Source organism: Deferrisoma camini S3R1 (assembly GCF_000526155.1).
GTDB classification, from domain to species: Bacteria; Desulfobacterota; Deferrisomatia; order Deferrisomatales; family Deferrisomataceae; genus Deferrisoma; species Deferrisoma camini.
The window spans coordinates 516,849-541,167 of the sequence record NZ_JAFN01000001.1; the positions used below are offsets into that span (position 1 = coordinate 516,849).

21 protein-coding genes and 1 tRNA gene are annotated in these 24,319 nt (G+C 71.3%); 21 read left to right on the forward strand and 1 reads right to left on the reverse strand.

Going from position 1 to position 24,319, the window contains the following annotated elements; translation table 11 throughout:
* Positions 1-16 precede the first annotated feature (16 nt).
* The 19 genes from DEFCA_RS0102200 (at position 17) to DEFCA_RS0102290 (ending at position 19,324) form a co-directional block, all read left to right on the forward strand.
* A complete protein-coding gene (locus DEFCA_RS0102200; protein WP_025321414.1) occupies positions 17-1,513 on the forward strand; it encodes a DUF362 domain-containing protein in 1,497 nt (498 codons plus the stop codon).
* A 75-nt stretch (positions 1,514-1,588) separates the two neighbouring features.
* Positions 1,589-2,536, forward strand: a complete 948-nt coding sequence (locus DEFCA_RS0102205) for a DUF362 domain-containing protein (protein WP_025321415.1) — start codon at positions 1,589-1,591, stop codon at positions 2,534-2,536.
* Positions 2,537-2,578: 42 nt separating this feature from the next.
* The gene (locus DEFCA_RS0102210) at positions 2,579-3,535 is read left to right on the forward strand and encodes an Mrp/NBP35 family ATP-binding protein (RefSeq protein ID WP_025321416.1); all 957 of its coding nucleotides are present in this window, start codon (positions 2,579-2,581) and stop codon (positions 3,533-3,535) included.
* Between the two features lie 31 nt (positions 3,536-3,566).
* Complete coding sequence (locus DEFCA_RS0102215; protein ID WP_025321417.1) at positions 3,567-3,893, forward strand: hypothetical protein; 327 nt, start codon at positions 3,567-3,569, stop codon at positions 3,891-3,893.
* 10 nt (positions 3,894-3,903) lie between these two features.
* Positions 3,904-4,266 (forward strand): hypothetical protein, encoded by a 363-nt coding sequence (locus DEFCA_RS0102220; RefSeq protein ID WP_025321418.1) that lies wholly within the window; start codon positions 3,904-3,906, stop codon positions 4,264-4,266.
* A gap of 49 nt (positions 4,267-4,315) precedes the next feature.
* Positions 4,316-5,125, forward strand: coding sequence for a mycofactocin-coupled SDR family oxidoreductase (locus tag DEFCA_RS0102225; protein ID WP_025321419.1), 810 nt, complete (start codon positions 4,316-4,318; stop codon positions 5,123-5,125).
* Between the two features lie 185 nt (positions 5,126-5,310).
* Positions 5,311-5,439 carry a variant-type mycofactocin precursor gene (mftA, locus tag DEFCA_RS21900; protein ID WP_245693415.1) on the forward strand — a complete coding sequence of 43 codons (129 nt, stop codon included), beginning with the start codon at positions 5,311-5,313 and terminating at the stop codon, positions 5,437-5,439.
* A 47-nt stretch (positions 5,440-5,486) separates the two neighbouring features.
* Entirely contained in the window at positions 5,487-5,744 is a 258-nt protein-coding gene (gene mftB, locus DEFCA_RS0102235; protein ID WP_025321420.1) for a mycofactocin biosynthesis chaperone MftB, read from the forward strand.
* Positions 5,725-6,780, forward strand: a complete 1,056-nt coding sequence (gene mftC, locus DEFCA_RS0102240; RefSeq protein WP_025321421.1) for a mycofactocin radical SAM maturase — start codon at positions 5,725-5,727, stop codon at positions 6,778-6,780. The genes mftB and mftC overlap by 20 nt, the downstream gene beginning before the upstream one ends.
* Entirely contained in the window at positions 6,777-8,738 is a 1,962-nt protein-coding gene (locus DEFCA_RS0102245) for a mycofactocin system FadH/OYE family oxidoreductase 2 (protein WP_025321422.1), read from the forward strand. The genes mftC and DEFCA_RS0102245 overlap by 4 nt, the downstream gene beginning before the upstream one ends.
* On the forward strand, positions 8,738-9,766 hold the full coding sequence (locus DEFCA_RS0102250; RefSeq protein WP_025321423.1) for an electron transfer flavoprotein subunit alpha/FixB family protein: 1,029 nt from the start codon (positions 8,738-8,740) through the stop codon (positions 9,764-9,766). The genes DEFCA_RS0102245 and DEFCA_RS0102250 overlap by 1 nt, the downstream gene beginning before the upstream one ends.
* Complete coding sequence (locus DEFCA_RS0102255; protein WP_025321424.1) at positions 9,763-11,061, forward strand: FAD-dependent oxidoreductase; 1,299 nt, start codon at positions 9,763-9,765, stop codon at positions 11,059-11,061. Before DEFCA_RS0102250 ends, DEFCA_RS0102255 begins: the two co-directional genes overlap by 4 nt.
* Positions 11,058-11,345 (forward strand): ferredoxin family protein, encoded by a 288-nt coding sequence (locus DEFCA_RS0102260; protein ID WP_025321425.1) that lies wholly within the window; start codon positions 11,058-11,060, stop codon positions 11,343-11,345. The genes DEFCA_RS0102255 and DEFCA_RS0102260 overlap by 4 nt, the downstream gene beginning before the upstream one ends.
* Positions 11,346-12,633: 1,288 nt before the next feature.
* A complete protein-coding gene (locus DEFCA_RS0102265; protein WP_025321426.1) occupies positions 12,634-13,533 on the forward strand; it encodes an electron transfer flavoprotein subunit beta/FixA family protein in 900 nt (299 codons plus the stop codon).
* Entirely contained in the window at positions 13,530-14,966 is a 1,437-nt protein-coding gene (gene mftF / locus DEFCA_RS0102270; RefSeq protein ID WP_025321427.1) for a mycofactocin biosynthesis glycosyltransferase MftF, read from the forward strand. Before DEFCA_RS0102265 ends, mftF begins: the two co-directional genes overlap by 4 nt.
* Before the next feature lie 71 nt (positions 14,967-15,037).
* A complete protein-coding gene (gene larE / locus DEFCA_RS0102275; RefSeq protein WP_025321428.1) occupies positions 15,038-15,871 on the forward strand; it encodes an ATP-dependent sacrificial sulfur transferase LarE in 834 nt (277 codons plus the stop codon).
* Positions 15,868-16,644 (forward strand): nickel pincer cofactor biosynthesis protein LarB, encoded by a 777-nt coding sequence (larB, locus tag DEFCA_RS0102280; RefSeq protein ID WP_025321429.1) that lies wholly within the window; start codon positions 15,868-15,870, stop codon positions 16,642-16,644. The genes larE and larB overlap by 4 nt, the downstream gene beginning before the upstream one ends.
* A complete protein-coding gene (gene larC / locus DEFCA_RS0102285; protein WP_025321430.1) occupies positions 16,641-17,477 on the forward strand; it encodes a nickel pincer cofactor biosynthesis protein LarC in 837 nt (278 codons plus the stop codon). Before larB ends, larC begins: the two co-directional genes overlap by 4 nt.
* Positions 17,478-17,578: 101 nt before the next feature.
* On the forward strand, positions 17,579-19,324 hold the full coding sequence (locus DEFCA_RS0102290) for an aldehyde ferredoxin oxidoreductase family protein (RefSeq protein WP_025321431.1): 1,746 nt from the start codon (positions 17,579-17,581) through the stop codon (positions 19,322-19,324).
* Positions 19,325-19,388: 64 nt separating this feature from the next.
* Here the strand turns inward: DEFCA_RS0102290 and DEFCA_RS0102295 are convergent.
* Positions 19,389-19,465: transfer RNA gene (locus DEFCA_RS0102295), tRNA-Met, on the reverse strand.
* Between the two features lie 161 nt (positions 19,466-19,626).
* Between DEFCA_RS0102295 and nadA the strand changes: the two genes are divergently transcribed.
* Complete coding sequence (gene nadA / locus DEFCA_RS0102300; protein ID WP_025321432.1) at positions 19,627-20,541, forward strand: quinolinate synthase NadA; 915 nt, start codon at positions 19,627-19,629, stop codon at positions 20,539-20,541.
* Between the two features lie 37 nt (positions 20,542-20,578).
* Positions 20,579-24,088, forward strand: a complete 3,510-nt coding sequence (mfd, locus tag DEFCA_RS0102305) for a transcription-repair coupling factor (protein WP_025321433.1) — start codon at positions 20,579-20,581, stop codon at positions 24,086-24,088.
* Positions 24,089-24,319: the final 231 nt, after the last annotated feature.

The following is a 24,319-nucleotide window of genomic DNA, read 5'->3' on the forward strand; positions in this document are numbered from 1 at the left end:
GTAAAAGGAGTCTGCGATGAGCGAACCGAAGTGCGAGCCAACGAAGTGGCATGAGCTCTCGGCGCCCGTGGAGGGTGACCGGGAGAACTACCAGAAGAAGAGCTGGAACCCCGTCAAGCACACCTGGGGGCCCTACACCCAGAAGGGCCCCGCTCCCGTCTGGTTCGCGGATGCCAACGCCACGAACTGGACCGAGTCCATGATCGCCAAGACCAAGGACCTCTTCTACGAGGCCAAGCTCAACGAGTGTTTCGACAAGGGCGACGAGGTGGCCATCAAAATCCACTACGGCGAGTGGAACCGCACCGCCGTGCTCCGGCCCGAGTACATCGCGGCCATTGTCGAGGAGGTCCGTGCGTGCGGCGGCCACCCCTACGTGGTGAACGACACCACCCTGAGCTACCACATCTTCAACAGCATGGCCTACTCCAACTATCAGATGGAGGGGGCCATCCGGCACGGCTATACGTCGGCGACCTTCAAGTGCCCCGTGATCGTGGCAGACGGCTTCTCCGGAGAGGACGACTACCGGGTGGAGCTCCCGGAGGGGCTGATCTTGAAGGAGACCTACATCGGCAGGGCCGTGGCCGAGGCCGACGCCATGATCGTGATCGCCCACGCCCGGGGCCACGCCATCACCATGTACGGCGGGGTCCTGAAGCAGCTCGGCATCGGGTGCCAGTCCAAGCGGGGCAAGTACATCACCCACCTGGCCCACTGGGGCGATCCCCACGACGCCATCGGGTGGCCCAAGTTCACGGACCAGTGCCCGGGTAAGGCCTGCAAGTTCCACGAGATGTGCGACAACTCCTGTCCCCGGCAGGCCCACCGGGTGCTGGAGCACGGCAAGGAGTGGTACCCGGAGCGGTGCCGGCTCTGCTACTCGTGCCAGGTGACCTGCATTTTCTCGGGAATGGGCGGGATCACGTTCGAGGAGAACTACTTCCCCAACGCGATGATCGCCCACGCCGATGCAGCCCTCGGGGCCATGAAGTGTTTCGAGCGGGGCAAGGTGGGGTTCATCAACTGCGCCATCGACGTGGTTCCCGAGTGCGACTGCTTCCCGTGGGCCAACAAGGCCATCTGCCCGGACGTGGGAATTCTGGCCAGCAAGGACCTGGTGGCCCTGGAGGAAGCGACCCTGGACCTCATCGACCAGGCCCCGGTGAGCCCGGGATCGGTGGCCGAGGAGAAGGGGTGCAAGGTGGGCGACGACAAGTTCCGGGTCGTCAACGGGTTCAGCCCCCGGATCACCATGGCGGCTGCCGAGAAGATCGGGCTGGGCACCCGGCAATACCAACTGATCCACCACGAGCCGGTGCTCACCCCTGAAAACGCCGCCAAGTGGCAGATCCGACCGGACCAGCCCACCACGGTGCGGCTGCGCGAGACCTTCCACCGCAACGACCTGGCCACGGAGGTCATGCCCTTCCGGCGGGCGGCGTACAACAAGGAGTGGGTCTGGAACGAGTGGAAGAAGTTCGACCCCTTCAAGGGTGAGCCCGTGGGTTGAAGAAACACGGTGGGTGGGGGTCGAGGGACCTCCGCCCACCTTTTCCCGTACTCGCGAACGATCCGAGAGAACGCCATGGGTGAAGTGATCTGGGTGGACGCTCAGGCCATGGGACCGGAGAACTCCGTGGGCCAGAAGATTCGCCGACTGGTGCGCGAAGCCGGGGCCCTCCACGGGGTCGACGCCGGAGCCCGGGTCGCCCTCAAGATCAACGCGGCGGAGGAGGGATACGAGTATGGCCTGCGGCCGGTGTTCCTCCGCACCGTGGCCGAAGCCGCCGCAGAGGTCACGGGCCAGGTCCCCACCCTGTGCGACGGGCTCAAGCTGGTGGACTACTGGCGCCGGATGTCCGGGAGTTCGTTCATGGACGTGGTGAGCCGAGGGGGCTACTCGTCCGACACCTTGGGGGGGAACTTCGTCATCAACGGGGGGTTCAGCGGCGACGAGGGCAACATCTACCCATGCGGCGACGCCGATACCGTGCTCGGCGGGGTGGAGGTGGGGGCGGCGGTGTGCCGCTCGGACTGGGTGTGGGTTCTGGCCCATGTGACCCTCCACCCGCTGTTCGGGTTGTCAGGCGCCCTGGTCAACGGGGGGTTCGAGTGCCTGGTGGGGCGGGAGCGCACCCGGGTCCTCGCCGGCGTGAACCCGTACGTTTTCAACGGCGTCCGGCCCGACCCCCGGGCCCTCTCGGGGCTTCGGAGGCGGGCATTGGAAGGACACCTGGGTGTGCGCCAGGCACTAGAAGGCAGGTTGTTCTATGTGAACTACGCCTGGGACGTCACCCCACAGCCCGAGTACTTCCCGTTCAGCCAGCCCCCCGTGGGCCCGAGTCAGGGGTTTCTGGCGTCCCGTGACCCGGTGGCGCTGGACGCCGTCACCTTCGACGTGTTGGCAGAGTCTGCTTTTCCCGGGGGGCGGGCGGCGGTGGAGGGCGCGCGGGAAGCCGTGGAGGAGTTGTTGTCCCTGGCAGAGGAGCTGGGCCTGGGCAGCCGGACCCACACCCTGAGGCGTCTCTCCTGAGCTTCGGGGCGAGACCCGGATCACCTCGACGAGGAGGAAACAATGGACGCGACGCGTAGCGAGTTCCTGGAAATGCAGAGGCGCCAGTTCACGGGTGAGAAAGGGGCCATCGCCGAGGCGCTCCGGTACGTGCGCTACAAGATCGCTGTTCTGTCGGGCAAGGGGGGGGTGGGCAAGACCGCGGCCACCGTGAACCTCGCTGCCGCGCTCCAGAGCGCTGGGCACCGGGTGGGGGTGTTCGATGCGGACCTCCACGGGCCGAGCACGCCCAAGATGCTGGGGATCAAGAAGGAGGCCGCGCTCAACGGCGCCTTCTGGCTCGATCCCGTGGTCACCCCTTCCGGGATCAAGGCCCTGTCGGTGGCGTTGTTCTGGCCCGGGGACATGACCCCAGTGATGTGGCGGGGCCAGGCCAAGAGCCGGACCATCCGCCAGCTGCTGTCGGCGGCCAAGTGGGGCGGGCTCGACTTCCTCCTGGTCGATCTCCCGCCGGGCACCGGCGACGAGCCCATCGCGATCCTCAAATCCATACCCGACCTGGACGGGGTGGTCATCGTGACCACGCCCCAGGAGGTCTCCACCCTCGTGTGCTCCAAGGCCATCAATGCCGCCCTCTCCCTGGGGGCGAAGGTCCTGGGCCTGATCGAGAACATGAGTGGGTACACGTGCCGGTGCTGCGGCGACACGGTGCACCTGTTCGGCAAGGACAAGGGCCGGATGCTCGCCCGGATGATGGAGGTTCCGTTCCTTGGATCGATCCCGCTGGATCCGCTGTTCTCCGAGGCGGCCGACTCGGGCGTGCCCATCGTGGATCTGCACCCCGACAGCCTCACCGCCCGAGCGTTCCGGGAGATCTCCGAGACCTTGTGCCGGGAGCTGCCTCCCAAGGAGGTTCCAGAGGCCCCGCCGGAGGTGAGCCGGCCGTGCCCCGGCGCGGGTCATCACCACCACGGGCCCGAGTGCGGCCACAGCGGCCATCACCACCATCACCACGGCTAACCCCGATTCCCATGGAAAGGAGAGAAGAGGAATGTCCCAACAGAAGATGGGAACCCATTACGTCCGCGAGGTGGTCGCCATGTTCCGGGATGCGGCAGCCGACTGCCCCGTTCCCCCGGTGAGGGAGAAGCTCGCGGCCCTGGCGGACGAGCTCGAGCCGCTGGCCGCGAAGCTGTACTTCAAGACCCAGAAGGGCACCTCGGACATGGAGAAGATCGTGGCCGACATGGGCGATCTGAAGGCAGCCCTGGCCGGGTGCGCAGACGAGGCCGCGGCCATGGCCCTGTGCGAGCCGATCTTCACGAAGCTCGAGAAGATCGTCCATCACGTGAAGACCATGAAGGTCCGCATGACCTGAGGAGGCAGCCATGGATCTGGACGGGGCCGACCGCAGGATGATCGAGGAGGTGATGCTGGCGGGGCTTCGGGCCGCGGTGCTTCTGCGGGGGGTGATGCTCCAGAAGGTGGACCGGGAGACCCTGGAGTGGGGGCTGGCCGAGCTGCGCGCCGGGGAGCTCCTGGAGCGCCACCTGTCCCGTCTGGTGGAGAATCCCGAGTGGGTGGACCTGCTCAACATCCTCCACCTGCTCTACAGCCTGGAGGGACAGCTCGACTACCAGGTCCGGGAGTACGGGATGGACTCCCTCAAGGACGACCTGCAGGAGATCAACGCGAGCCTCCACCGGATCGGCGAGCTCTTCGACCTGCCTGCCACGCGCCAGGCGGTGTGACCGCGGGCGGTTCCGGCGAGAGGCTCGATCCACACCAGAGGAGAACACCATGAAGCTCAAGGATCAGGTCGCCATCGTGACCGGGGGCGCCCGAGGCAACGGGCTGGCCATTGCCAAGGCCCTGGCGGGCGAGGGGTGCCACGTGGTCGCGGCGGACATCTGCCGGGACATCGAGACGGTGCCCTACCCACTGGCCACCCCAGAGACCCTTGGAGAGGCGGTGAGAGAGATCGAGGCCTATGGGGTGAGATCGCTGGGAATCGAGTGTGACGTGCGCTCCGCGGCGGCGGTGAAGGCGATGGTGGAGAGGGTGAAGGAGGAGTTCGGGAGGATCGACATCCTGGTGAACAACGCCGGGGTCACGAGCCTCGTGCCGGTGGTGGACATGGACGAGGCCACCTGGGACGACACCCTGGACACCCACCTCAAAGGCACGTTCCTGTGCTGCCACTACGTGGTGCCCCACATGATCGAGGCCCACTACGGTAAGGTGGTCTCCATCTCCAGCGTGGGGGGGCAGCGGGGCTTCGGCATGGGCGCCCACTACTGTGCTGCCAAACACGGCATCCTGGGGTTCACCAAGAGCCTGGCCATGGAGGTGGCCGACCACAACATCAATGTCAACGCCGTGTGCCCCGGCACCGTGTGGACCGCCATGATGCAGGGCCTGGCCGAGTACTTCGGCATGGAGCAGGACGAGGCCAAGGAGCAGTTCTGCGAGGGTCACCTGTTCAAGGACCGGGAGATCACCCCGGAGGACGTGGCCCAGGCCGTGCTGTGGCTGTGCCTGCCCGAGAGCCGGTGCGTCACCGGGAACATGATCACCGTGGACTCGGGGTGGACCGCGGCAGCCGGCTAGAGAGTAGAAACTAGAGACTAGAGACTAGAGACTAGAAAAAAACGGGAGGAGCAGACGTCCGGAGGCGGTCTTGCGCAGGGAATGCTGGCATTGAGGATGGCATGAAGGGAGCTCTTGACGTCCCAGCCTCCCAACGTCCCAGCCTTCTAGCCTTCCAACTTTCCAGCACCGAAAAGGAGCAAACCATGGAAGAGATCCTGAAGACCCCGGAACCCATGGTGGTCCACGATGAGACGCACGCCGAGGAGCCCGAGATCCTGGAGGAGATCGAGGTGGAGGAGCTCGCGATCGACGGGATCTGCGGGGTCTACTAGAGACCAGAGACTAGAAACTAGAGACTAGAAAAACGGAGGGAGCCGCAGTGGAGACGAGGTGCCACGTTCTTCACCCCTCCTGCCGGGTGCGGCAGGAGGCCTTCGGGCTCCTGTTCTACGACATGCGGGGCCCCCGGCTCCTGTTCGCCCGCACGGGGGACCTGCTCGACGCGGGCGTCATCGCCCGGGGCCTCCCGGTGGAGCAGGCCCTGCGGGCCCGGGACCCGTCGTCGCGCGCCGCTGCCGAACGGCTGATCCTCCATCTCGTGGAGAAGGGGTTTCTTCGTGAGCAACCGGTTTGTTGAGGCCGGCCTCTCGGCCCCGGTGAACGTGACCTGGGAGGTCACCCTGGCGTGCAACCTGCGGTGCCGCCACTGCCTGTCGGCGGCCGGCCCGCCCGCCCCCCGGGAGCTGACCACCCAAGAGGCGCTGCGCCTCGTCGGGGAGCTCCACCGGATGGGGGTGTTCCAGGTGAACTTCGGGGGGGGCGAGCCGTTCCTGCGGCCCGACTTCGAGGACATCCTGGCCGCGTGCCACGGCCGGGGCATCGTGACCTGTATCTCCACCAACGGCACCCTGCTCGACGCTGCCCGCGTAGAGCGGCTCGCCCGGAGCGGGATGGTGGCGGTCCAGGTGAGCCTGGACGGGGCCCGCCGCCGGACCTGCGACGCCATCCGGGGGGAGGGCACCTACGACCGGGCCCTGGAGGCCCTTCGGCTCCTGGCGGCGAGCCCGATCCCCACCAGCATCAACGCCGTGCTCACCTCGGCCAACGCCCGCGAGATCCCCGAGCTCCACGACCTGGCCGGGGCCCTGGGGGTGTCGCTGCGGGTGAGTCGGTTCCGGCCCTCGGGCCGGGGCGCCGGTGCGTGGGACGAGCTCCGGCCCGACCCGGCCCAGCTGGTGGCGTTCGGCGCGTGGCTCGCCGCCCGGGGCGACGTGCGCACCGGCGACAGCTTCTTCTCCCTCACGCCCCAGGAGCGCATGGGCCTGGGCCTGAACCTGTGCGGGGCGGCCAAGCTCACCTGCTGCGTCGGGCCGGAAGGCGAGGTCTACCCCTGCGCCTTCCTCCAGATGCCCGAGTTCCGGGCCGGGTCGGTGCGGGAGGAGCCCTTCGCCGGGATCTGGGAGGGCTCCCGGGTGTTCCGGGCCCTGCGGCGGCTTCGCATCCGCTCGTGCGAGTCGTGCCACCGGTTCGACCGGTGCCACGGCGGGTGCCCGGCGGTGGCGTACCACTTGGGCCGGGACCTGGGCCGGGGCGACCCGGAGTGCCTGGAGCGGTGCGTCAGCGCTGTGGCCGCCGGCGGGCCCGGCCGGGCCCGCGAGGAGCTGGGACCATGACCTTCAAGCACCTGTTCTCGCCCCTGAAGATCGGGAAGGTGGAGGTGAGGAACCGCATCTCTTTCCAGCCCCACCTCACCAACTTCGCCGTGGACTGCCTGCCCACCGAGCGCCACATGCACTACTGGGGCGAGCGGGCCCGGGGAGGGGTGGGGCTCATCATCACCGAGGAGATGAGCGTCCACCCCACCGACCGGGCCTACGAGAAGCTCGTGGAGGTGTTCCATCCCGAGGTGATCCCCCGCTTCCGCCGGATCACCGACCGGGTGCACGAGTTCGAGGCCAGGATCTTCGCCCAGCTCAACCACAACGGCCAGCAGTGCGACGGCACGATCTCCAGGCTCCCGGTCTGGGCCCCGAGCCCCGTGCCGGACGTGCTGTTCCGGGAGACTCCCAAGGAGATGGAGCCCGAGGACATCGAGGAGGTGGCCCGGTACTTCGGCCGGTGCGCCGTGCACGTGCGGGAAGGGGGGTTCGACGGGGTGGAGCTCCAGTTCGGCCACTCCAGCCTGGCGCGCCAGTTCCTGAGCCCGCTCACGAATTTTCGCACCGACGAGTTCGGCGGGAGCCTCGAAAATCGCATGCGCGCGCCCCTCATGTTCATCGAGGCTGTGCGCCGGGCCGTGGGGGACGACTACACCGTGGGCATCCGGCTGTGCGCCGACGAGATGATCCCCGGGGGGCTCGACCTCGCCCAGGTCCAGGAGATCGCCCGGAGGTTCGAAGCCACGGGGCTCATCGACTTCATGGACCTGTCCATCGCCACCTTCTACAACCTGTACCTGGTGGAGGGGTCGATGCACACCCCCCTCGGGTACACGGTCCCCCTGGCCGCGGGCGTCCGGGAGAGCGTGAAGCTCCCGGTGTTCTGTACGGGCCGGATCAACGACCCGGTCATGGCCGAGAAGGTGCTGGCCGCCGGCCAGGCCGACATGATCGGCATGTGCCGGGCCCTGATCTGCGACCCGTTCCTCCCGAAGAAGGCCGAGGAGGGGCGCATGGAGGAGATCCGCTACTGCGTGGCCGACAACCAGGGGTGCATCGGCCGGATGGGGGTGAACAAGCTCCTGGGGTGCATCCAGAACCCGGCCGTGGGCCTCGAGGCCCGGTGGGGCGAGGGGAGCCTCCGGCCCGCCGCGGTGAAGAAGCGGGTGATGGTGGTGGGGGGCGGCCCGGCCGGGATGTGGGCGGCCAAGATGGCCGCGCTCCGGGGCCACCGGGTGGACCTGTACGAGCGGGGCGACGAGCTCGGGGGCCAGGTCCTGATCGCCATGAAGGGCGCGGGCCGGGACGAGTTCGGGGTGATCGCCCGCAACGAGAAGGCCCAGCTCGACCGGCTCGGGGTCACCGTGCACCTGGGGGTGGAGGTGACCGAGGCCATGGTGTTGGAGCAGGCCCCCGACGCGGTGATCGTGGCCACCGGGAGCGTGCCCAAGGCCCACCCCGTGGCCGGCGCGGACGGCCCGGCCGTGTTCAACGTGTGGCAGGTGCTCCAGGGGGAGGCCGAGGTGGGCCAGAGCGTGTGTCTCATCGACTACGACGGCCACCACCGGGCCACCTCCACGGCGGAGCACCTGGCGGACCGGGGGGTCAAGGTGCACATCATCACCTCGAGTCTGTTCGTGGGCGCCGAGCTGGGGCCGCTCCAGGACCTGTACCTCACCCGCCAGCGGCTCCTCCAGAAGGGGGTGACCTTCACCCCGGACATCGCGGTGATGGAGGTCACGGGGGAGGCCGGCGACAAGCGGGTCAAGGGCTTCAACGTGTACTCCAACGAGTGGGGAGAGTGGGGGCCCTACGACTCCCTGGTGCTCGCCATGGGCCAGGAGGTGGACGACCGCCTGTACAAGGCCCTCAAGGGCAAGGTGAAGGAGCTCCACCGGATCGGCGACTGCGTGGCCCCCCGCAAGGTGGACATGGCCATCTGGGAGGGCCACAAGGTGGGGAGGGAGATCTGATGCCCCCGGCCCGCGAGGACCTCCTGGTGATTGTGACCCCCGGGGAGGACGGGCTCGGGGACACGGCCAAGGGGATGCTCACCCTGGGGCGCCGGGCGGCCGCGCGCCTGGGGCTCGCCTGGGCGGCTGCGGTGCTCGCCGACGGCGAGGACCCGGAGCTGCCGGAGGCCGCCCTGGAGACCCTGGCGGACCACGGCGTCCCCGGGGTCCTGGTGATCCGGGCCGGCCGGCCCCTGGGGGACTTCCCCGAGGCCCGGGCCGAGGCCCTGGCCGGGGCGGCCCGGGCCCGGGCCGCTCGGCTCGTGCTGATGGCCCACGACAGCGCGGGGGCCTCCCTGGCCCCGCGGGTGGCCGCGGCCCTGGGCGGGGCCGTCCTCACCGAGTGCGTCGCGGTGGAGCCGGGGGACGGGGGGGTGCGGGTCTCCCGCAGGGCCCTGGGGGACCGGCTGGCCGAGACCTTCCTGTGGGACCGGGCCTCCCCCCTGGTGCTCACGGTGCACCAGGGGTGCCTGAGCCCGGTGCCCCCGGCCGGGCCGCCGGGGGGCCGCCCGGTCGTGGAGGCCGTGGAGGTGCCGGTGCCCGACGGGGCGTTCCGGTCCCGGGTGGTGGAGCGCATCCCCCCGGATCCGCGCACCGTGGACGTGTCGGAGGCCGAGGTCATCTTCTGTGCGGGCAAGGGGTTCGACCGGGAGAGCTTCGAGCGGTTCCGGGAGCTCGCCGGGCTCCTGAACGCGAGCCTCGGGGTGACCCGCCCGGTGTACGACCTGGGGTGGGCCGGGTTCGAGCGCATGATCGGGCAGACCGGGAAGACCGTGGCACCCCGGCTGTACCTGGGGGTGGGCATCTCGGGGTCCATGCACCACGTGGGGGGCATCCGGGACGCCCGGCGGATCGTGTGCCTGAACATCGACCCCCGGGCCCCCATGTTCGCCGCGTCCGACGAGGGGTTCGTGGGGGACCTGCGCGAGGTGATCCCGCTGCTCCTCGACCGGGTCCGGGCCCGGACGGCCGGGGGAGGTGCCCCGTGAGGAGGTCCTTCGAGGCGGTGGTGGTGGGGGCCGGCCCGGCCGGGGCGGCGGCGGCCCTGGGCCTGGCGCGCTCCGGCGTGGACGTGGCCCTGCTGGAGCGGGGCGCGTTCGCCGGCGAGAAGAACATGTTCGGGGGCCTTCTCCACCGGATGCCGGCCCTGGAGACCGTGTTCCCGGACTTCTGGGACCGGGCGCCCCTGGAGCGCCACGTGGTGCGAAAGAGCCTGTGCTTCCTGACCGGGGAGGCGGGCTTCACGGTCCAGTTCGAGACCGGGGCCTTCGACCGGCCCCCCTACAACGGGTACACCGTGCTCCGGCCGGTGTACGACGCGTGGCTGGCCGAGGAGGCCCGCCGCGCCGGGGCCACCTACCTCACCCGGTGCACGGTGGACGACCTGATCCTGGAGGGGGATGCGGTGCGGGGGGTGCGGGTGCTCCGGGACGGGGGGGAGATCCGCGCGCCCGTGGTGATCGCGGCCGACGGGGTGCTCTCGCTCACGGCCCTCAAGGCGGGGCTCCGGGCCCCCCGGCTCGATCCGGACAGGATGGCCGTGGGCGTCAAGGCCCTGATCGACCTTCCCCGGCCGGCGATCGAGGACCGGTTCGGCCTCGTCCGGGACCAGGGGGCCTCCATGGAGTTCGTGGGGTGCACGGCGGGCGTGCGGGGCGGGGGGTTCCTGTACACCAACCGGGACAGCGTCTCGGTGGGGCTCGTGCTCCACATCGGGAGCCTCCGGGACAGCGGAAGGACCCCCTACGACCTGCTCAACGCCTTCCTGGAGCACCCCATGCTGGCGAAGCTCCTGCGGGGCGGGCGCCTCCTGGAGTACTCGGCCCACGTGATCCCCGAGGGGGGCTACGACGCCATGCCCCGGCTCTGCGGGGACGGCATCCTGGTGGCCGGGGACGCCGCCGGGCTGTGCTACGCCACCGGGCTCAACCTGGAGGGGATCAACCTGGCCGTCCACTCCGGGCTGCTCGCGGCCGAGACCGTGGCGGAGGCCCGGCAGAGCGGGGACCTCTCCGCCCGGGCCCTCGGGCACTACCGGGAGAAGCTCGAGGGGAGCTTCGTGCTCCAGGACCTCAAGCTCTTCCGCCGGGCTCCGAGGATGCTCCACATCGACCGGCTGTACGAGGCCTATCCCGAGGTGATCTGCGGGTTCATGGAGCGGGTGTACCGGATCGACGGCAGCCCCAAGCGCCGGCTCGGGAAGCTCCTCGTCGGGACCGCCCGGGAGAAGGTGGGGCTCCGGGCCCTGCTGGCCGACGCCCTCACCGCGTGGAGGTCGGTATGAGACGGGTCAACGTGGAGGACATCTTCGACCTCACCGGGTTCGCCGTCGACCAGGAGCCCCACATCGTCCTGGACCCGCAGATCTGCCGGTCGTGCGACCACCGGGGCTGCGTCACGGCCTGCCCGGCCGGGTGCTACACCTGGTCCGAGGAGGACCGGCAGATGGGCTTTGTGTACGACGGCTGCCTGGAGTGCGGCACCTGCTACATCGTGTGCGACAAGGGGGCCTTCACCCGGTGGCGCTACCCCCGGGGCGGCTTCGGGGTGTCGTACCGGATGACGTGAGGGGCCGGGTCCCTGCGTTCCTGCACGGGTGGAAACGACGGCCGCCGGGCCCCTGCGGCCCGGGCTGCGGAGCCGTTGGGGGGCCACGGGCGGGCCGTCTGGGCCGGGGGGCCGCAGGGGCCGACATCCGAGCTCGCCGCGGCCAGGTGCCCTTGGACGGCCCGATCCCGCAACGGGCGCAACGGTGCCGATCTTCGGGTTCGGCGTGGCCGCGGCGGCGGTTTTGTGGCGCGGCCCCCCTCTCAGCCGGCCCACCCGCGGCCCCTGCGTTCGTGCCCGGGTGGAAACGATGGAACTTCATCGCCTGGGCCCCTGCGGCCCGGGCTTTGGCGCCGGTGGGGGCTGTGGGCGGGCCGCCTGATGCGGGGGGCGCGAATCCGGCATTCGGACCGCCGCGGCAACGAGGCCGTGGATGCCTGTGTGCCACGATGGATCGACGATCGCGCCCCCGGGACACGGCGGGCCGCGACGGCACTGGAGGTGGCGCACCCCCCTTCTCAGGCGACCCACCCACAGCCCGGGGGTTCCTTCCCGGGTGGAAACGACGGCCGCCGGGCCCCTACGGCCCGGGCTGCGGAGCCGTTGGGGGGCCGCGGGCGGGCCGTCTGGGCCGGGGGGCCGCAGGGGCCGACATTCGAGCTCGCCGCGGCCGGGTGCCCTCGGATGGCCTGGTCCCGGAACGGGCGCAATGGTGCCGATCTTCGGGTTCGGCGTGGCCGCGGCGGCGGTTTTGTGGCGCGGCCCCCCTCTCAGCCGCCCCACCCGCGGCCCCTGCGTTCGTGCCCGGGTGGAAACGATGGAACTTCATCGCCTGGGCCCCTGCGGCCCGTGCCTTGGCGCCGGTGGGGGCTGTGGGCGGGCCGCCTGATGCGGGGGGCGCGAATCCGGCATTCGGACCGCCGCGGCAACGAGGCCGTGGATGCCTGCGTGCCACGATGGATCGACGATCGCGCCCCCGGGACACGGCAGGCCGCGGCGGCACTGGAGGTGGCGCGCCCCCCTTCTCAGGCGACCCACCCACAGCCCGGGGGTTCCTTCCCGGGTGGAAACGATGGCCGCCGGGCCCCTACGGCCCGGGCTGCGGAGCCGTTGGGGGGCCCCGGGCGGGGCGCCCGGGCCGGGGGGGCGCAGGGGCCGGCACCAGAGCTCGCCGCGGCACAGTGCCCCTAGAGGCCGAAGCGTCGCGAAGGGCCTGGGGGAGCTTCCAACCGGTAGGAGCCCCCTCCGGGGGGCGACCCCGGCCGCAGGCCGGCCCGGAAGCGCAGACCGACGACCTTGGAGTGCACAGATGACCGTAAACGGCTTGAGCGTCGTGGTGCTCCTCCGGGAGGTTCTGGACCCCCGGCCCCCGGTCCGGCTTGCCGGGGGGGGAGTCATGGTCCGGGAGCCCGGGCCCCGCCGGCTGGTGAACCCGGCGGATCTGGAGGCCCTGGAGGAGGCGATGCTCCTGGCCGAGGGGCGCGGCGCCCGGGTCACGGCAGTGGCAGTGGGGCCCGGCCGGCGCCTGGAGGACGGCCTCAGGCTCGCCCTGGCCATGGGGGCCCACCGGGCCGTCCGGGTGGACGGCCCCGGCCTGTGGGAGGGCGACGCCGTGGCTCGGGCCCGGGTGCTGGCCCGGGTGGTGGAGATCCTGTCCCCCTCCCTGGTCCTGGCCGGGGCGCGGCTCCTGGACCGGGGGGACGACCCGGCCCCGGCCCTTGCCGCGGCCGGTCTGGGGCTGCCGTGCTGCGCGCCGGTGGTCTCGGCCCGGGTGGGGGACGGGGAGGCCACGGCCACCCGCAAGGCCGACCGGGGCGCCCGGGACGTGGTGGCCCTGCCCCTGCCGTGCGTGTTCCTGATCGAGGGCGGGGCCCGGGAGCCCCGGTACCCGGACCTGGACGCGGTGCTGGCGGCCCTGGAGGCCCCGGTGGAGACCTGGGGCCTTCCCGAGCTCGGGCTCCCTGAGCGGGCGGTGGGGGAGCATGCCGCGCTGCTGCGGCCCGAGCGGCTCGTCCACCCCCGGCCGGACCCGGTGCCGGTGCCCACCCCGGACCCGGACGCCCCGGCGTTCGAGCGGATCCGGGCGCTCCTGTCCGGGGGCATCCGGGCCCGGGCGGGCCGGGTGCACGAGGGAAGCGCCGGGGAGGTGGTGGAGGGCCTGCTCCGGATCCTCGAGGAGGAGGGGCTCCTCCAGGGAGCGGCGCCGTGAGGTACGCTCTGGCCCCCCGGGTGAAGGTGCGCCCCGCGCCCGAAGGCGCGTGCCTGGTGCTGGAGCGCCCCCTGCGGGTGGTGCGGGTGAACCGGGCCCTGGCGGAGCTGGTGGAGCGGTGCGGCCGGGAGCCGGTGACCCCCGCGGATCCCGGGCAGGAGCAGGCCCTGGCGGCCCTGGCCCGGGGGGGGATCCTGGAGCGGGTCCCGGAGGTCGGAGACCCGGAAGCGCTCCCCTCGGTGAGCGTGGTGATCCCGGTCCGGGACCGTGCCGGCGAGCTCGCCCGGTGCCTGCGCTCCCTGGCGCGCCTGCGCTACCCCCGGGACCGGCTCGAGGTCGTCGTGGTGGACGACGGGAGCCGGGACGAGACCCCCCGCGTGGCCCGGGAGCACGGGGCCCGGGTGGTGGGGTCGGGGGGGAGCGGCCTGGGCCCGGCCGCGGCCCGGAACCGGGGCGTTGCCGCGGCCCGGGGGGAGATCCTGGCCTTCATCGACTCCGACTGCACCGCGTCGGCGGGCTGGCTCGCCGACCTGGTGGGCCGGTTCGCCGACCCGGCCGTGGCCGCGGTGGGGGGACGGGTGGAGGGCATGCACGTGGCCTCGCGCCTCGATCGGTACGAGGCGGCCATGTCGAGCCTGAGCCTCGGGAGGAGAGACCGCTCGGCCCTCGGGGGGGACGACACGTTCTACCTGCCCAGCTGCAACCTGTTGGTGCGCCGCAGCGCGTTCCTGGAGGCAGGGGGGTTTCGGGACGGGATGCACGTGGGGGAGGACGTGGACCTCACCTGGCGTCTCCGGGACCGGGGATGGCGGGTGGAGTACACCCCCACGGGCTGGGTGTGGCACGAGCACCGAAGCCGCCTTGGGGCGTTCCTACGGCGTCGGTTCGAGTACGGCACGTCCGAGGCGGCGCTCCAGGCCCTGCACCCGCGCCGCCGGAAACGCATGGCGCTTCCCCCGGCGCTCACCGCGGCTCTGGTGCTCCTCGCGGCCGCGGCCCTGGGCGCGGGCTGGGCCCCGGCCGCCGGGGCGGCCGCGCTCGTGGGGGCCGACGCCCTGCGGGTCCGAACCCGGCTGGCCCGACGCCGGGTCCCCGTGGGGTGGGCCCGGGTGCTCGGGGCGAGGCTCCGGGCCCTGGGGAGCCTCGCCTACTATCTGGGGGCCCACGGGGTGCGCTACTACGGTCTTCCCATGGTACTCGCCGGGATCCTGCTTCCCGCTGCAGGGGCCTTGGGCCTGGCCGTACTGGCCGGGGTGGGGTGGGTGGAGCACCGCACCCGCAGGCCGGCGCTGCCGTACCCCGTGTTCCTGGCCCTGTACGCGGCCGAGAGCCTGGCCTACGGCCTGGGGGTCCTGTGGGGGTGCAAGAGACGGGGGAACTTCTCGTCCTACCGGCCCGTCCTGCATCGCCATCTGAAAATGCCCCTCGGGTAGGGCCGGCCCAGAGCTCGGCAGGCCAGGCGGGAGCGGGGCACCGGAAGGCCACAACCTAGGGAGGTCGCGACATGAGCACCGATCTTGGGGACAAGAGGCAACGCCTATACGACATCTTGAAAGAGATGGGCGGGGTGGTGGTGGGGTTCTCCGGCGGGGTGGACTCCTCGTACCTATTCGCCGCCGCGGTGGAGGTGCTCGGGGACCGAGCCCTCGGGGTCACGGCCTGCTCCGAGACCTTCCCGGAGCGGGAGCGCCGGGAGGCCGAGGCCCTGGCCCGGCGCCTGGGCGGCCGGCACCGGCTGGTCGTGTCGGAGGAGCTCGACGTGCCGGGCTTTGCGGAGAACCCCAGGAACCGGTGCTACTTCTGCAAGAAGGAGCTCTTCGCCAGGCTCTGGGAGGTGGCCCGGGAGGAGGGGCTTCCCCAGGTGGCCGACGGGTCCAACGTGGACGACCGGGGGGATTACCGGCCGGGCCGCCAGGCGGCCCGGGAGCTCGGGGTCCGAAGCCCCCTGGACGAGGCCGGGCTCACCAAGGACGACATCCGGGCCCTGTCCAGGGAGATGGGGCTGCCCACCTGGGACAAGCCGGCCTTCGCGTGTCTGTCGTCCCGGTTCCCCTACGGAACCCCCATCACCCGGGAGAAGGTCTCCCAGGTGGGCCGGGCCGAGGACGCCCTGTGGCGGCTCGGGCTCCGGGTGCTCCGGGTGCGCCACCACGGGGACGTGGCCCGCATCGAGCTCGGGCCGGGGGAGTTCGAACGGGTCGTGAACGGCCTGCGCGACGAGGTGGTTCGGGCGGTCAAGGGGGCGGGGTACACCTACGTGGCCCTGGACCTCCAGGGCTACCGCACCGGCGCGATGAACGAGACCCTCCCGGACCTCGGCTCCGGGGGCGGCCCATGAGCCCGGAGCGCCTGCGCCGGCTCCTGGAGAGCCTGCGGCGCGGGGAGGTGACCACCGAGGAGGTGGTCGATCGGGTCAAGGCCATGTCCTTCGAGGACGTGGGGTTCGCCAAGATCGACCACCATCGCCGCATCCGAAACGGGTACCCGGAGGTGGTCTACGGCGAGGGAAAGACCCCGGAGCAGGTGGCCGAGATCTTCTCGCGCCTGGCCAGGGAGAACGCCAACGTGTTGTGCACCCGGGCCAGCCGCCCCACCGCCGATGCGGTGCGCGAGCGGGTTCCCGAGGCACGCTACCACGAGCTGTGCCGGTTGGTGGAGGTGCGGCGGGAACCCGGTCAGGCGGTGGGCGGGGTGGCGGTGGCGGCCGCCGGCACCTCGGACCTGCCCGTGGCCGAGGAGGCGGCGATCTCCCTGGAGGTGTTCGGCAGCCGGGTGGAGCGGCTCTACGACGTGGGGGTTGCGGGGATCCACCGGCTGTTCGCCCACGCTGACGTCCTCCGGCGGGTGAACTGCGTGGTGGCCGTGGCGGGCATGGAGGGGGCGCTGCCGTCGGTGATCGCCGGGCTCGTGGACGTACCCGTGATCGCGGTGCCCACCAGCGTGGGCTACGGCGCGAGCTTCGGAGGGATCACGGCGCTCCTGGCCATGCTCAACTCCTGCGCCTCGGGTATCAGCGTGGTGAACATCGACAACGGGTTCGGGGCCGCCTACCAGGCCGACATGATCAACAAGCTCGTGACCCGTGGAGGTCGGAAGGAGTCGCCATCATGAAGCGGATCCTGTACCTGGACGCCGGCGCCGGGGTGAGCGGCGACATGTTCGTGGGGGCGTTGCTCGACGCGGGGGCGAGCCTCGACGTGGTGCGCGACCACGTGGGAAGCCTGGGGGTCGAGGGCCTCCGGCTCGAGGCCCGGAAGGTCTCCCGGCGGGGGGTGACCGGGACCAAGTTCGACGTGCTGGACCCGGAGACCCGCGCCCCGGTGGACCAGGCGCCGTCCGCCCATCCGGGGCACCACCACGGGGGCCGCCACCACGGCCACGGGCATCACCACCACCCTCGGCGGGGGCTCCGGGAGATCCTGGCGATCATCGGGGAGGCCCCCCTGCCGGAGCCGGTGACCCGGGACGCCGCCGGGGTGTTCCGGCTCCTGGCGGCGGCCGAGGCCCGGGTCCACGGAACGAGCCCGGACGAGGTGCACTTCCACGAGGTGGGGGCCCTGGACGCCATCGCGGACATCGTGGCCGCGTGCTCGGCGTTCCACCAGCTCGGCGTGGACGAGGCCTGGTGCTCCCCCGTGCACGTGGGGTGCGGCACCGTGCGGTGCGCCCACGGGGTGCTCCCGGTGCCGGCCCCGGCCACCGCCGAGATCCTGCGGGGCGTGCCGGTGTACTCCGACGGCACCCGTGGGGAGCTCACCACCCCCACGGGTGCCGCTTTGATCCGGTATTTCTGCAAAGGGTTCGGACCGATGCCCCCTTTGGAGATGGATCGGTCGGGTCGGGGCGCTGGGTCTCGTGACTACGGGATCCTTAACATGCTCCGGGCGGTGGTGGGCGTGCTGATAGAGGACGAGGTCATGGCCCGCGTTGCCTGTGCCGGATGAGGGCTCATAGCGGCGATAGAGGGCGCGAGCCCGCTGGCGACCCCCATGCATGGCGCAGCTACGGCAGCAATTTCCATACACTCTCAACAAAGGAGGGCACCATGAGCGACCGGATCGTGCGGGTGAACATGCGGACCCTGGAGATCAAGGAGGAGCCGGTACCGGAGAAGTGGAAGCTGTTCGGGGGGCGGGCCATGACCTCGGCGATCGTGGCGGAGGAGGTGCCGCCCACCTGCACGGCCCTGGGGCCGGCGAACAAACTTGTGTTTGCGCCGGGGCTCCTGGGCGGGTCGGCCGCGCCGATCTCGGGCCGGCTGTCGGTGGGGGCGAAGAGCCCGCTGACCGGCACCATCAAGGAGTCGAACGCGGGGGGCCAGGCCGGGCAGATCCTGGCTCGCCTGGGCATCCGGGCGCTGGTCATCGAGGACCAGCCGGCGGACCCGGACAAGCGCTACACCCTGGAGGTACGCAAGGACTCGGTGAGGCTGGTGGAGAGCCCGGAGCTCAAGGGGTTGGGCAACTACGACACCGTGGCCAGGCTGGTGGAGAAGTACGGGGAGAAGAAGGTGGGGTTCATCACCATCGGCACGGCCGGGGAGATGGGGCTGACGGCGGCGTCGGTGGCGTGCACGGACCGGGAGCTGCGGCCGACCCGGCACGCGGGCCGGGGCGGCCTGGGCGCCGTGATGGGGTCAAAGGGGCTCAAGGCGGTGTTCCTGGACGACTCCGAGACCCAGATGCGCCAGCCCGGGGACAAGGAGGCGTTTCGGGAGGCGTCGAAGAAGTTCGCCAAGGCCCTGAAGGAGCACCCGGTCACGGGTGAGGGGCTCCCCACGTATGGGACGAACGTGCTGCAGAACATCATCAACGAGGCCGGGGGGCTTCCGACCCGGAACTTCCGGGAGGGGCGGTTCGAGGGGGCGTCGAAGATCTCGGGGGAGGCGCAGCACGACGTGATCCTGGAGCGGGGTGGGAAGATCGCGCACGGGTGTCACTCGGGGTGCGTGATCCAGTGCTCTCGGATCTACATGGACAAGGACGGCAACTACAAGACCAAGGGTCCGGAGTACGAGACCATCTGGAGCTTTGGGACGGACTGCTGCATCGACGACCTGGACGCGATCGCGGAGATGGACCGTTTGTCGGACGACATCGGTCTGGACACGATCGAGATGGGGGCGACCCTGGCCGTGGCGATGGAGGCGGGGCTGGCGAAGTTTGGGGACGCGAACGCGGCGATCGAGCTGATGAAGGAGGTGGGTCGGGGCACGCCCTTGGGGCGGATCCTGGGGTGTGGGGCCAAGGTGACGGGCCAGTGCTTTGGGGTGGCGCACGTGCCGGTGGTGAAGGGTCAGGCCATGCCGGCGTACGAGCCGCGGGCGATCCAGGGGATCGGGGTGACCTACGCGACCTCCACGATGGGGGCGGACCACACGGCGGGCTACGCGATCGCGACGAACATCCTGAAGGTGGGCGGGTATGTGGACCCGCTGAAGCCGGAGGGGCAGGTGGAGCTGAGCCGGAACCTGCAGATCGCCACGGCAGCGATCGACTCCACGGGGCTGTGCCTGTTCGTGGCGTTTGCGGTGATGGACAAGCCGGAGGCGTTCGAGGCGGTCTACGAGATGATCAACGCGTTCTACGGCACGAGCCTGGGTCCGGACGACGTGACCGAGCTGGGCAAGACGGTGCTCACGATCGAGCGCAAGTGGAACCAGGCGGCGGGGTTCACCAACGCGGACGACCGGCTGCCGGACTGGATGTACCGGGAGCCGCTGCCGCCCCACAACACGGTGTTCTCGGTGCCGGACGAGGAGCTCGATCAGGTGTTCAACTTCGTCGAGTAGGATCTCCCGACCCGGAACGGGAAACGGGCACCTGGGATCGATCCCAGGTGCCCGTTTTCTTGGCTGGTAGCGGGGGCAGGACTTGAACCTGCAACCTTCGGGTTATGAGCCCGACGAGCTACCAAATTGCTCCACCCCGCGACAGGTGGCGCCTATTATACGCACACCGCGTCCGGTGTCAACCCCCAGTGAACCCCTTCCTTGACCGTGGGGACGGATCGCCCGTAGCATACTCGTTTCCGCTTTCATTCCGAGGAAGCCCGCGTCCAAGGGCGCGGAGAAGAGAGAGGGACGACCCAGCGATGGACATCCAGAAGTTGCAGAGGGACATCCGGGCCCTGGCCCGGGAGCGCAACGCCGTGATCCTGGCCCACAACTACCAGCGGGGCGAGGTGCAGGACGTGGCCGACATCTCCGGCGACAGCCTGGGGCTATCGATGGCGGCGGCCAAGACCGACGCGGACGTGATCGTGTTCTGCGGGGTCCACTTCATGGCCGAGAGCGCGGCGATCCTGTCGCCCGACAAGACCGTGATCCTGCCTCGGATGGACGCGGGGTGCCCCATGGCCGACATGATCACGGCCGACGACGTGCGCCGGATCCGGGAGGAGCACCCGGGGGTGCCGATCGTGACCTACGTGAACTCGTCGGCCGAGGTGAAGGCCGAGAGCGACATCTGCTGCACCTCGGCCAACGCGGTCAGGGTGACCCGGTCGGTGGGGGCGCCCACGGTGTACCTGACCCCCGACCAGAACCTGGCCCAATGGGTGGCCCGGCACACCGACCAGGAGGTGCTCTACTGGAAGGGGTACTGCCCCACCCACCACCGGCTCCGGGCCGAGGACGTGGAGCGCACCAAGGCCCGGTACCCCGGGGCGCCGTTCGTGGCCCACCCGGAGTGCCGGCCCGAGGTGCTGGACCTGGCCGACGCGGTCAAGAGCACCTCGGGCATGATCGAGTGGTGCCGGGAGGTGGACGCCGACACCGTGATCGTGGGCACCGAGACCGGGCTGTTCCACCGCCTCCAGAAGGACAGCCCCCACAAGACCTTCGTGGCCCCTTCGGACGCGATGATCTGCCCCAACATGAAGCTCACCTCCCTGGAGGACGTGCTCGAGGCCCTGGAGACCCTGGAGAACGTGGTCACCGTGCCCGAGCCGGTCCGGGCCCGGGCCGTCACGGCCCTGGAGCGGATGCTCGCCGCGGGCCGGGACTGAAGCGGCCCGCCCCCTGCCGGTGCCGGCCGCAGCCCCCATGGAATCCGTCCTTCGCGCCCCCTCCCGGGGCCCGGGCCTTTCGGCGTTGATCCAGGCCCTGCTCGGGTCGGACCAGCCGGTCCGGGCCCAGGGGCTGCGCGGGTCCAGCCGCGCCTTCGTGCTCGCGCGCCTGCTGCGGGAGTTCCCTCGAACCTACCTGGTCCTGACCCCCACCCTGTCCGAGGCCCGGCGCCTGGCCGCGGAGGTGCGGTTCTTCCTCGGCGAGGCGGACGACCCAGAGCACCCGGGTGCGGAGCGGGTCACCCTGCTTCCCGCCTGGGAGACCTCGCCGTTCGACGCGATCCCCCCCCTGCCCGAGGTGTCGGCCCGGAGGATCGCGGCCCTGGCGAGGCTCGAGCGGGGAGGGCCGCTGATCGCCGTGGCGCCGGTGACCGCCGCGCTCCAGCGCACCCTCCCGCCGGGGGTGCTCCGGCAGGCCACCCGGACGGTGGAGGTGGGCGGGGAGCTGGCCCGGGACGGGTTCGTCGAGCACCTGGTCGCGGCCGGATACCACCGGGTCGGGCAGGTGTCGGAGCGCGGCGAGGTGAGCGTCCGGGGCGGCATCGTGGACCTGTTCCCCCCGTTCTACCCCCGCCCGGTTCGGATCGAGCTCTTCGGCGACGAGGTGGAGTCGATCCGCTCCTTCGACCCTGAGACCCAGCGGTCGGTGGGCCGGATGGAGCGGGTGGTCGTGCTCCCCGCCCGGGAGGCCCTGGCCGGCCCGTCGTCACTCGACGAGGCGGCACGCCGGCTGCGGGCCCGCTGCCGGGAGCTGGGGCTGTCGCGGGCCGAGACCGCCGAGGCCCTGGAGGCGTTCCGCACCCAGGCCGGGGGCGTGCTCCGGGAGGTGTTCTTCGCCTACCTCTACGAGCGGGCCGCCGCCCTGTGGGAGTACCTGCCGACGGACGCCGTCCTCGTCCGGGAGGGAGCGGCCCAGGTGGCCGTTCGGGCCCGGGACGCCTTGGAGGACGCGGAGACGGCCCACCGCCGGGCCGCGGAGACGGGCCGGCCCGTGCCCCGGGTGGGCGACGTGTTCGTGGGGCCGGAGGAGTGGGAGGCGTTCTCGGCCTCGGGCACCCGGCTCGACCTGGAGGAGCTCGAGGTGGAGGGGGCCGGGGGCCGGGCGGTGCCGTTTCGCACCCGCTCCAACGACGGCCTGGTGTCGGAGCTGCGGCGTCGCCGGGGGGAGCACCTGCTGGAGCCCCTGGTGGAGGCCGTGGCCGAGGCCCGGGGCAAGGGGCAGGCGGTGTGGCTCGTGGCCCGCACCCGGGGCTCGGCCCAGCGGCTCGCGGATCTGCTCGGGGGGTACGATGTGCTCGTGGGCGAGCCTGAGCCGTTTCCGGCCGAGCCCCAACCGGACGGCGGCGTGCACCTGGCCGTGGGCGAGCTGGAGCGGGGGTTTCGGTTCCCGGCCAAGGGGCTGTGGCTCGTCACCGACACCGAGATCCTGGGCGAGAAGGTGCGCCGGCGCCCGCCCCGGCGCCGGGAGTTCCGCTCGACCCTGGCCGACCTGCGGCCGGGCGACCCGGTGGTGCACGTGGACTTCGGCGTGGGGCTCTACCGGGGGCTGGTCCACCTGGAGGCGGGCGGGGAGGAGGGCGACTACCTCCACCTGGAGTACGCGGGCGGGGACCGGCTCTACCTCCCGGTGACCCGCATCGGGCTGGTCCAGCGCTACAGCGCGCCGGGGGAGGGGGCGATTCGGCTGGACAAGCTGGGCGGCACCGCCTGGCAGAAGGCCCGGGCCAAGGCCCAGGAGGGGATCGAGAGGGTCGCCCACGAGCTCCTGGAGATCTACGCCCGCAGGCAGTTGGCCGAGCGGCCGCCGTACGCCCCCCCGGACCTGGCCTACCGGGAGTTCGAGTCCACCTTCCCCTACGAGGAGACCCCGGACCAGCAGGCCGCCATCGACGCGGTGATGGCCGACCTGTCGGGGCCCCGGCCCATGGACCGGCTGGTGTGCGGTGACGTGGGGTACGGGAAGACCGAGGTGGCGATCCGGGCCGCGTTCCGCGCCGTGCACGACGGCCGCCAGGTGGCGATCCTCGTGCCCACCACCGTGCTGGCGGCCCAGCACTTCCAGACGTTTCGCCGGCGGTTCGAGGGGCATCCCTTCACCGTGGCCATGCTGAGCCGGTTCGTGTCGCCGGCCGAGCAGAAGAAGGTGCTCCAGGGCCTGGAGCAGGGGTCGGTGGACATCGTGGTGGGAACCCACCGGCTCCTGCAGCGGGACGTGCGGTTCCGCAGCCTGGGGCTCGTGGTGGTGGACGAGGAGCACCGGTTCGGGGTGGCCCAGAAGGAGCGGCTCAAGAAGCTGCGGGCCCGGGTGGACGTGCTCACCCTCACCGCCACCCCGATTCCCCGCACCCTGAACCTGTCCTTGTCCGGGGTGCGGGATCTGTCCGTGATCGAGACCCCCCCGGCCGACCGGTTGGCCGTGCGCACGGTGGTGGCCCGGGACGACGACGACCTGGTGCGCGAGGCGATCCGACGGGAGCTGGCCCGGGGCGGCCAGGTGTACTTCGTGCACAATCGGGTCCAGACCATCGCCGAGGTGGTCGAGCGGGTGCGGGAGCTCGTTCCCGAGGCTCGGGTGGGGCTGGGCCACGGTCAGATGAAGGAGGCCGAGCTCGAGCGGGCCATGGAGGCGTTCGTGGCCGGGCAGGTGGACGTGTTCGTGTGCACGGCCATCGTGGAGTCGGGCCTTGACATTCCCCGGGCGAACACCATCATCATCGACCGGGCTGACCGGTTCGGGCTGGCGGATCTGTACCAGCTTCGGGGCCGGGTGGGCCGCTCGAACCTGCGGGCCTACTGCTACCTGCTCGTTCCGGCCGAGGCCGAGCTCACCCCGGAGGCCCGCAAGCGGCTCCAGGTGCTCCAGGAGTTCAGCGAGCTGGGGGCCGGGTTCCGGGTGGCCACCCACGACCTGGAGATCCGCGGGGCCGGCGAGATGCTGGGCAAGGCCCAGTCGGGTCACATCGCGGCGATCGGGTTCGAGCTGTACTCCGAGCTCCTGGACCAGGCGGTGCGGCGGCTGAAGGGCGAGCCGGCCGAGCGGCCTCCGGAGCCCGAGATCCGGCTCAAGGTCCCGGCCCACTTCCCCGCGGACTACGTGCCGGATGCGGCCCAGCGCCTGGAGCTGTACGAGCGGCTGACCCGGGTGCGGGGCCCCGACGAGATCGACGACCTGCGCTACGAGATCGTCGACCGTTTCGGTCCGGTGCCCTTGCCGGTGGACCACCTGCTCGAGATCATGAAGTTGCGCCTGGGCCTGCTGGCGCTCCGGGCCGTTTCGTTGGATTATACGGGTGCCAACCTGGTGGTGGCGTTCGACGAGCGGCCCGCGGTGGACCCGGACCGGATCGTGGGGCTGGTCCAGCAGGATCCCCGCGCATACCGGATCACGCCGGACAACCGGGTGGTCCACGCGGTGGGCCACGTGAGCGGCCCGGCGGTCATCGCCAAGGCCCGGGAGTTCCTGGAGCGGCTGGGCGCTCCGCTGTGATGCCGAGTTCCATTCAGGCAGAGAGCCCTCGGGGGGCTGGGCAAGGGGGCTGCCTCCGGCCGGGCGCGAAGCCGAGCATTGGGATTCGCCGCGCAGGCACGGGGCAGAAGCTCTGCTTCCAGACAACTCGGTGGAATCCAAGCCATTTCGCGGTCCGAGCGTCAGAGGCGCTGCGCGGCGAGCTAAGGGGCCGCGCCCGGCGCTCCGGCAGACCCCTTGCCCAGCCGGTTC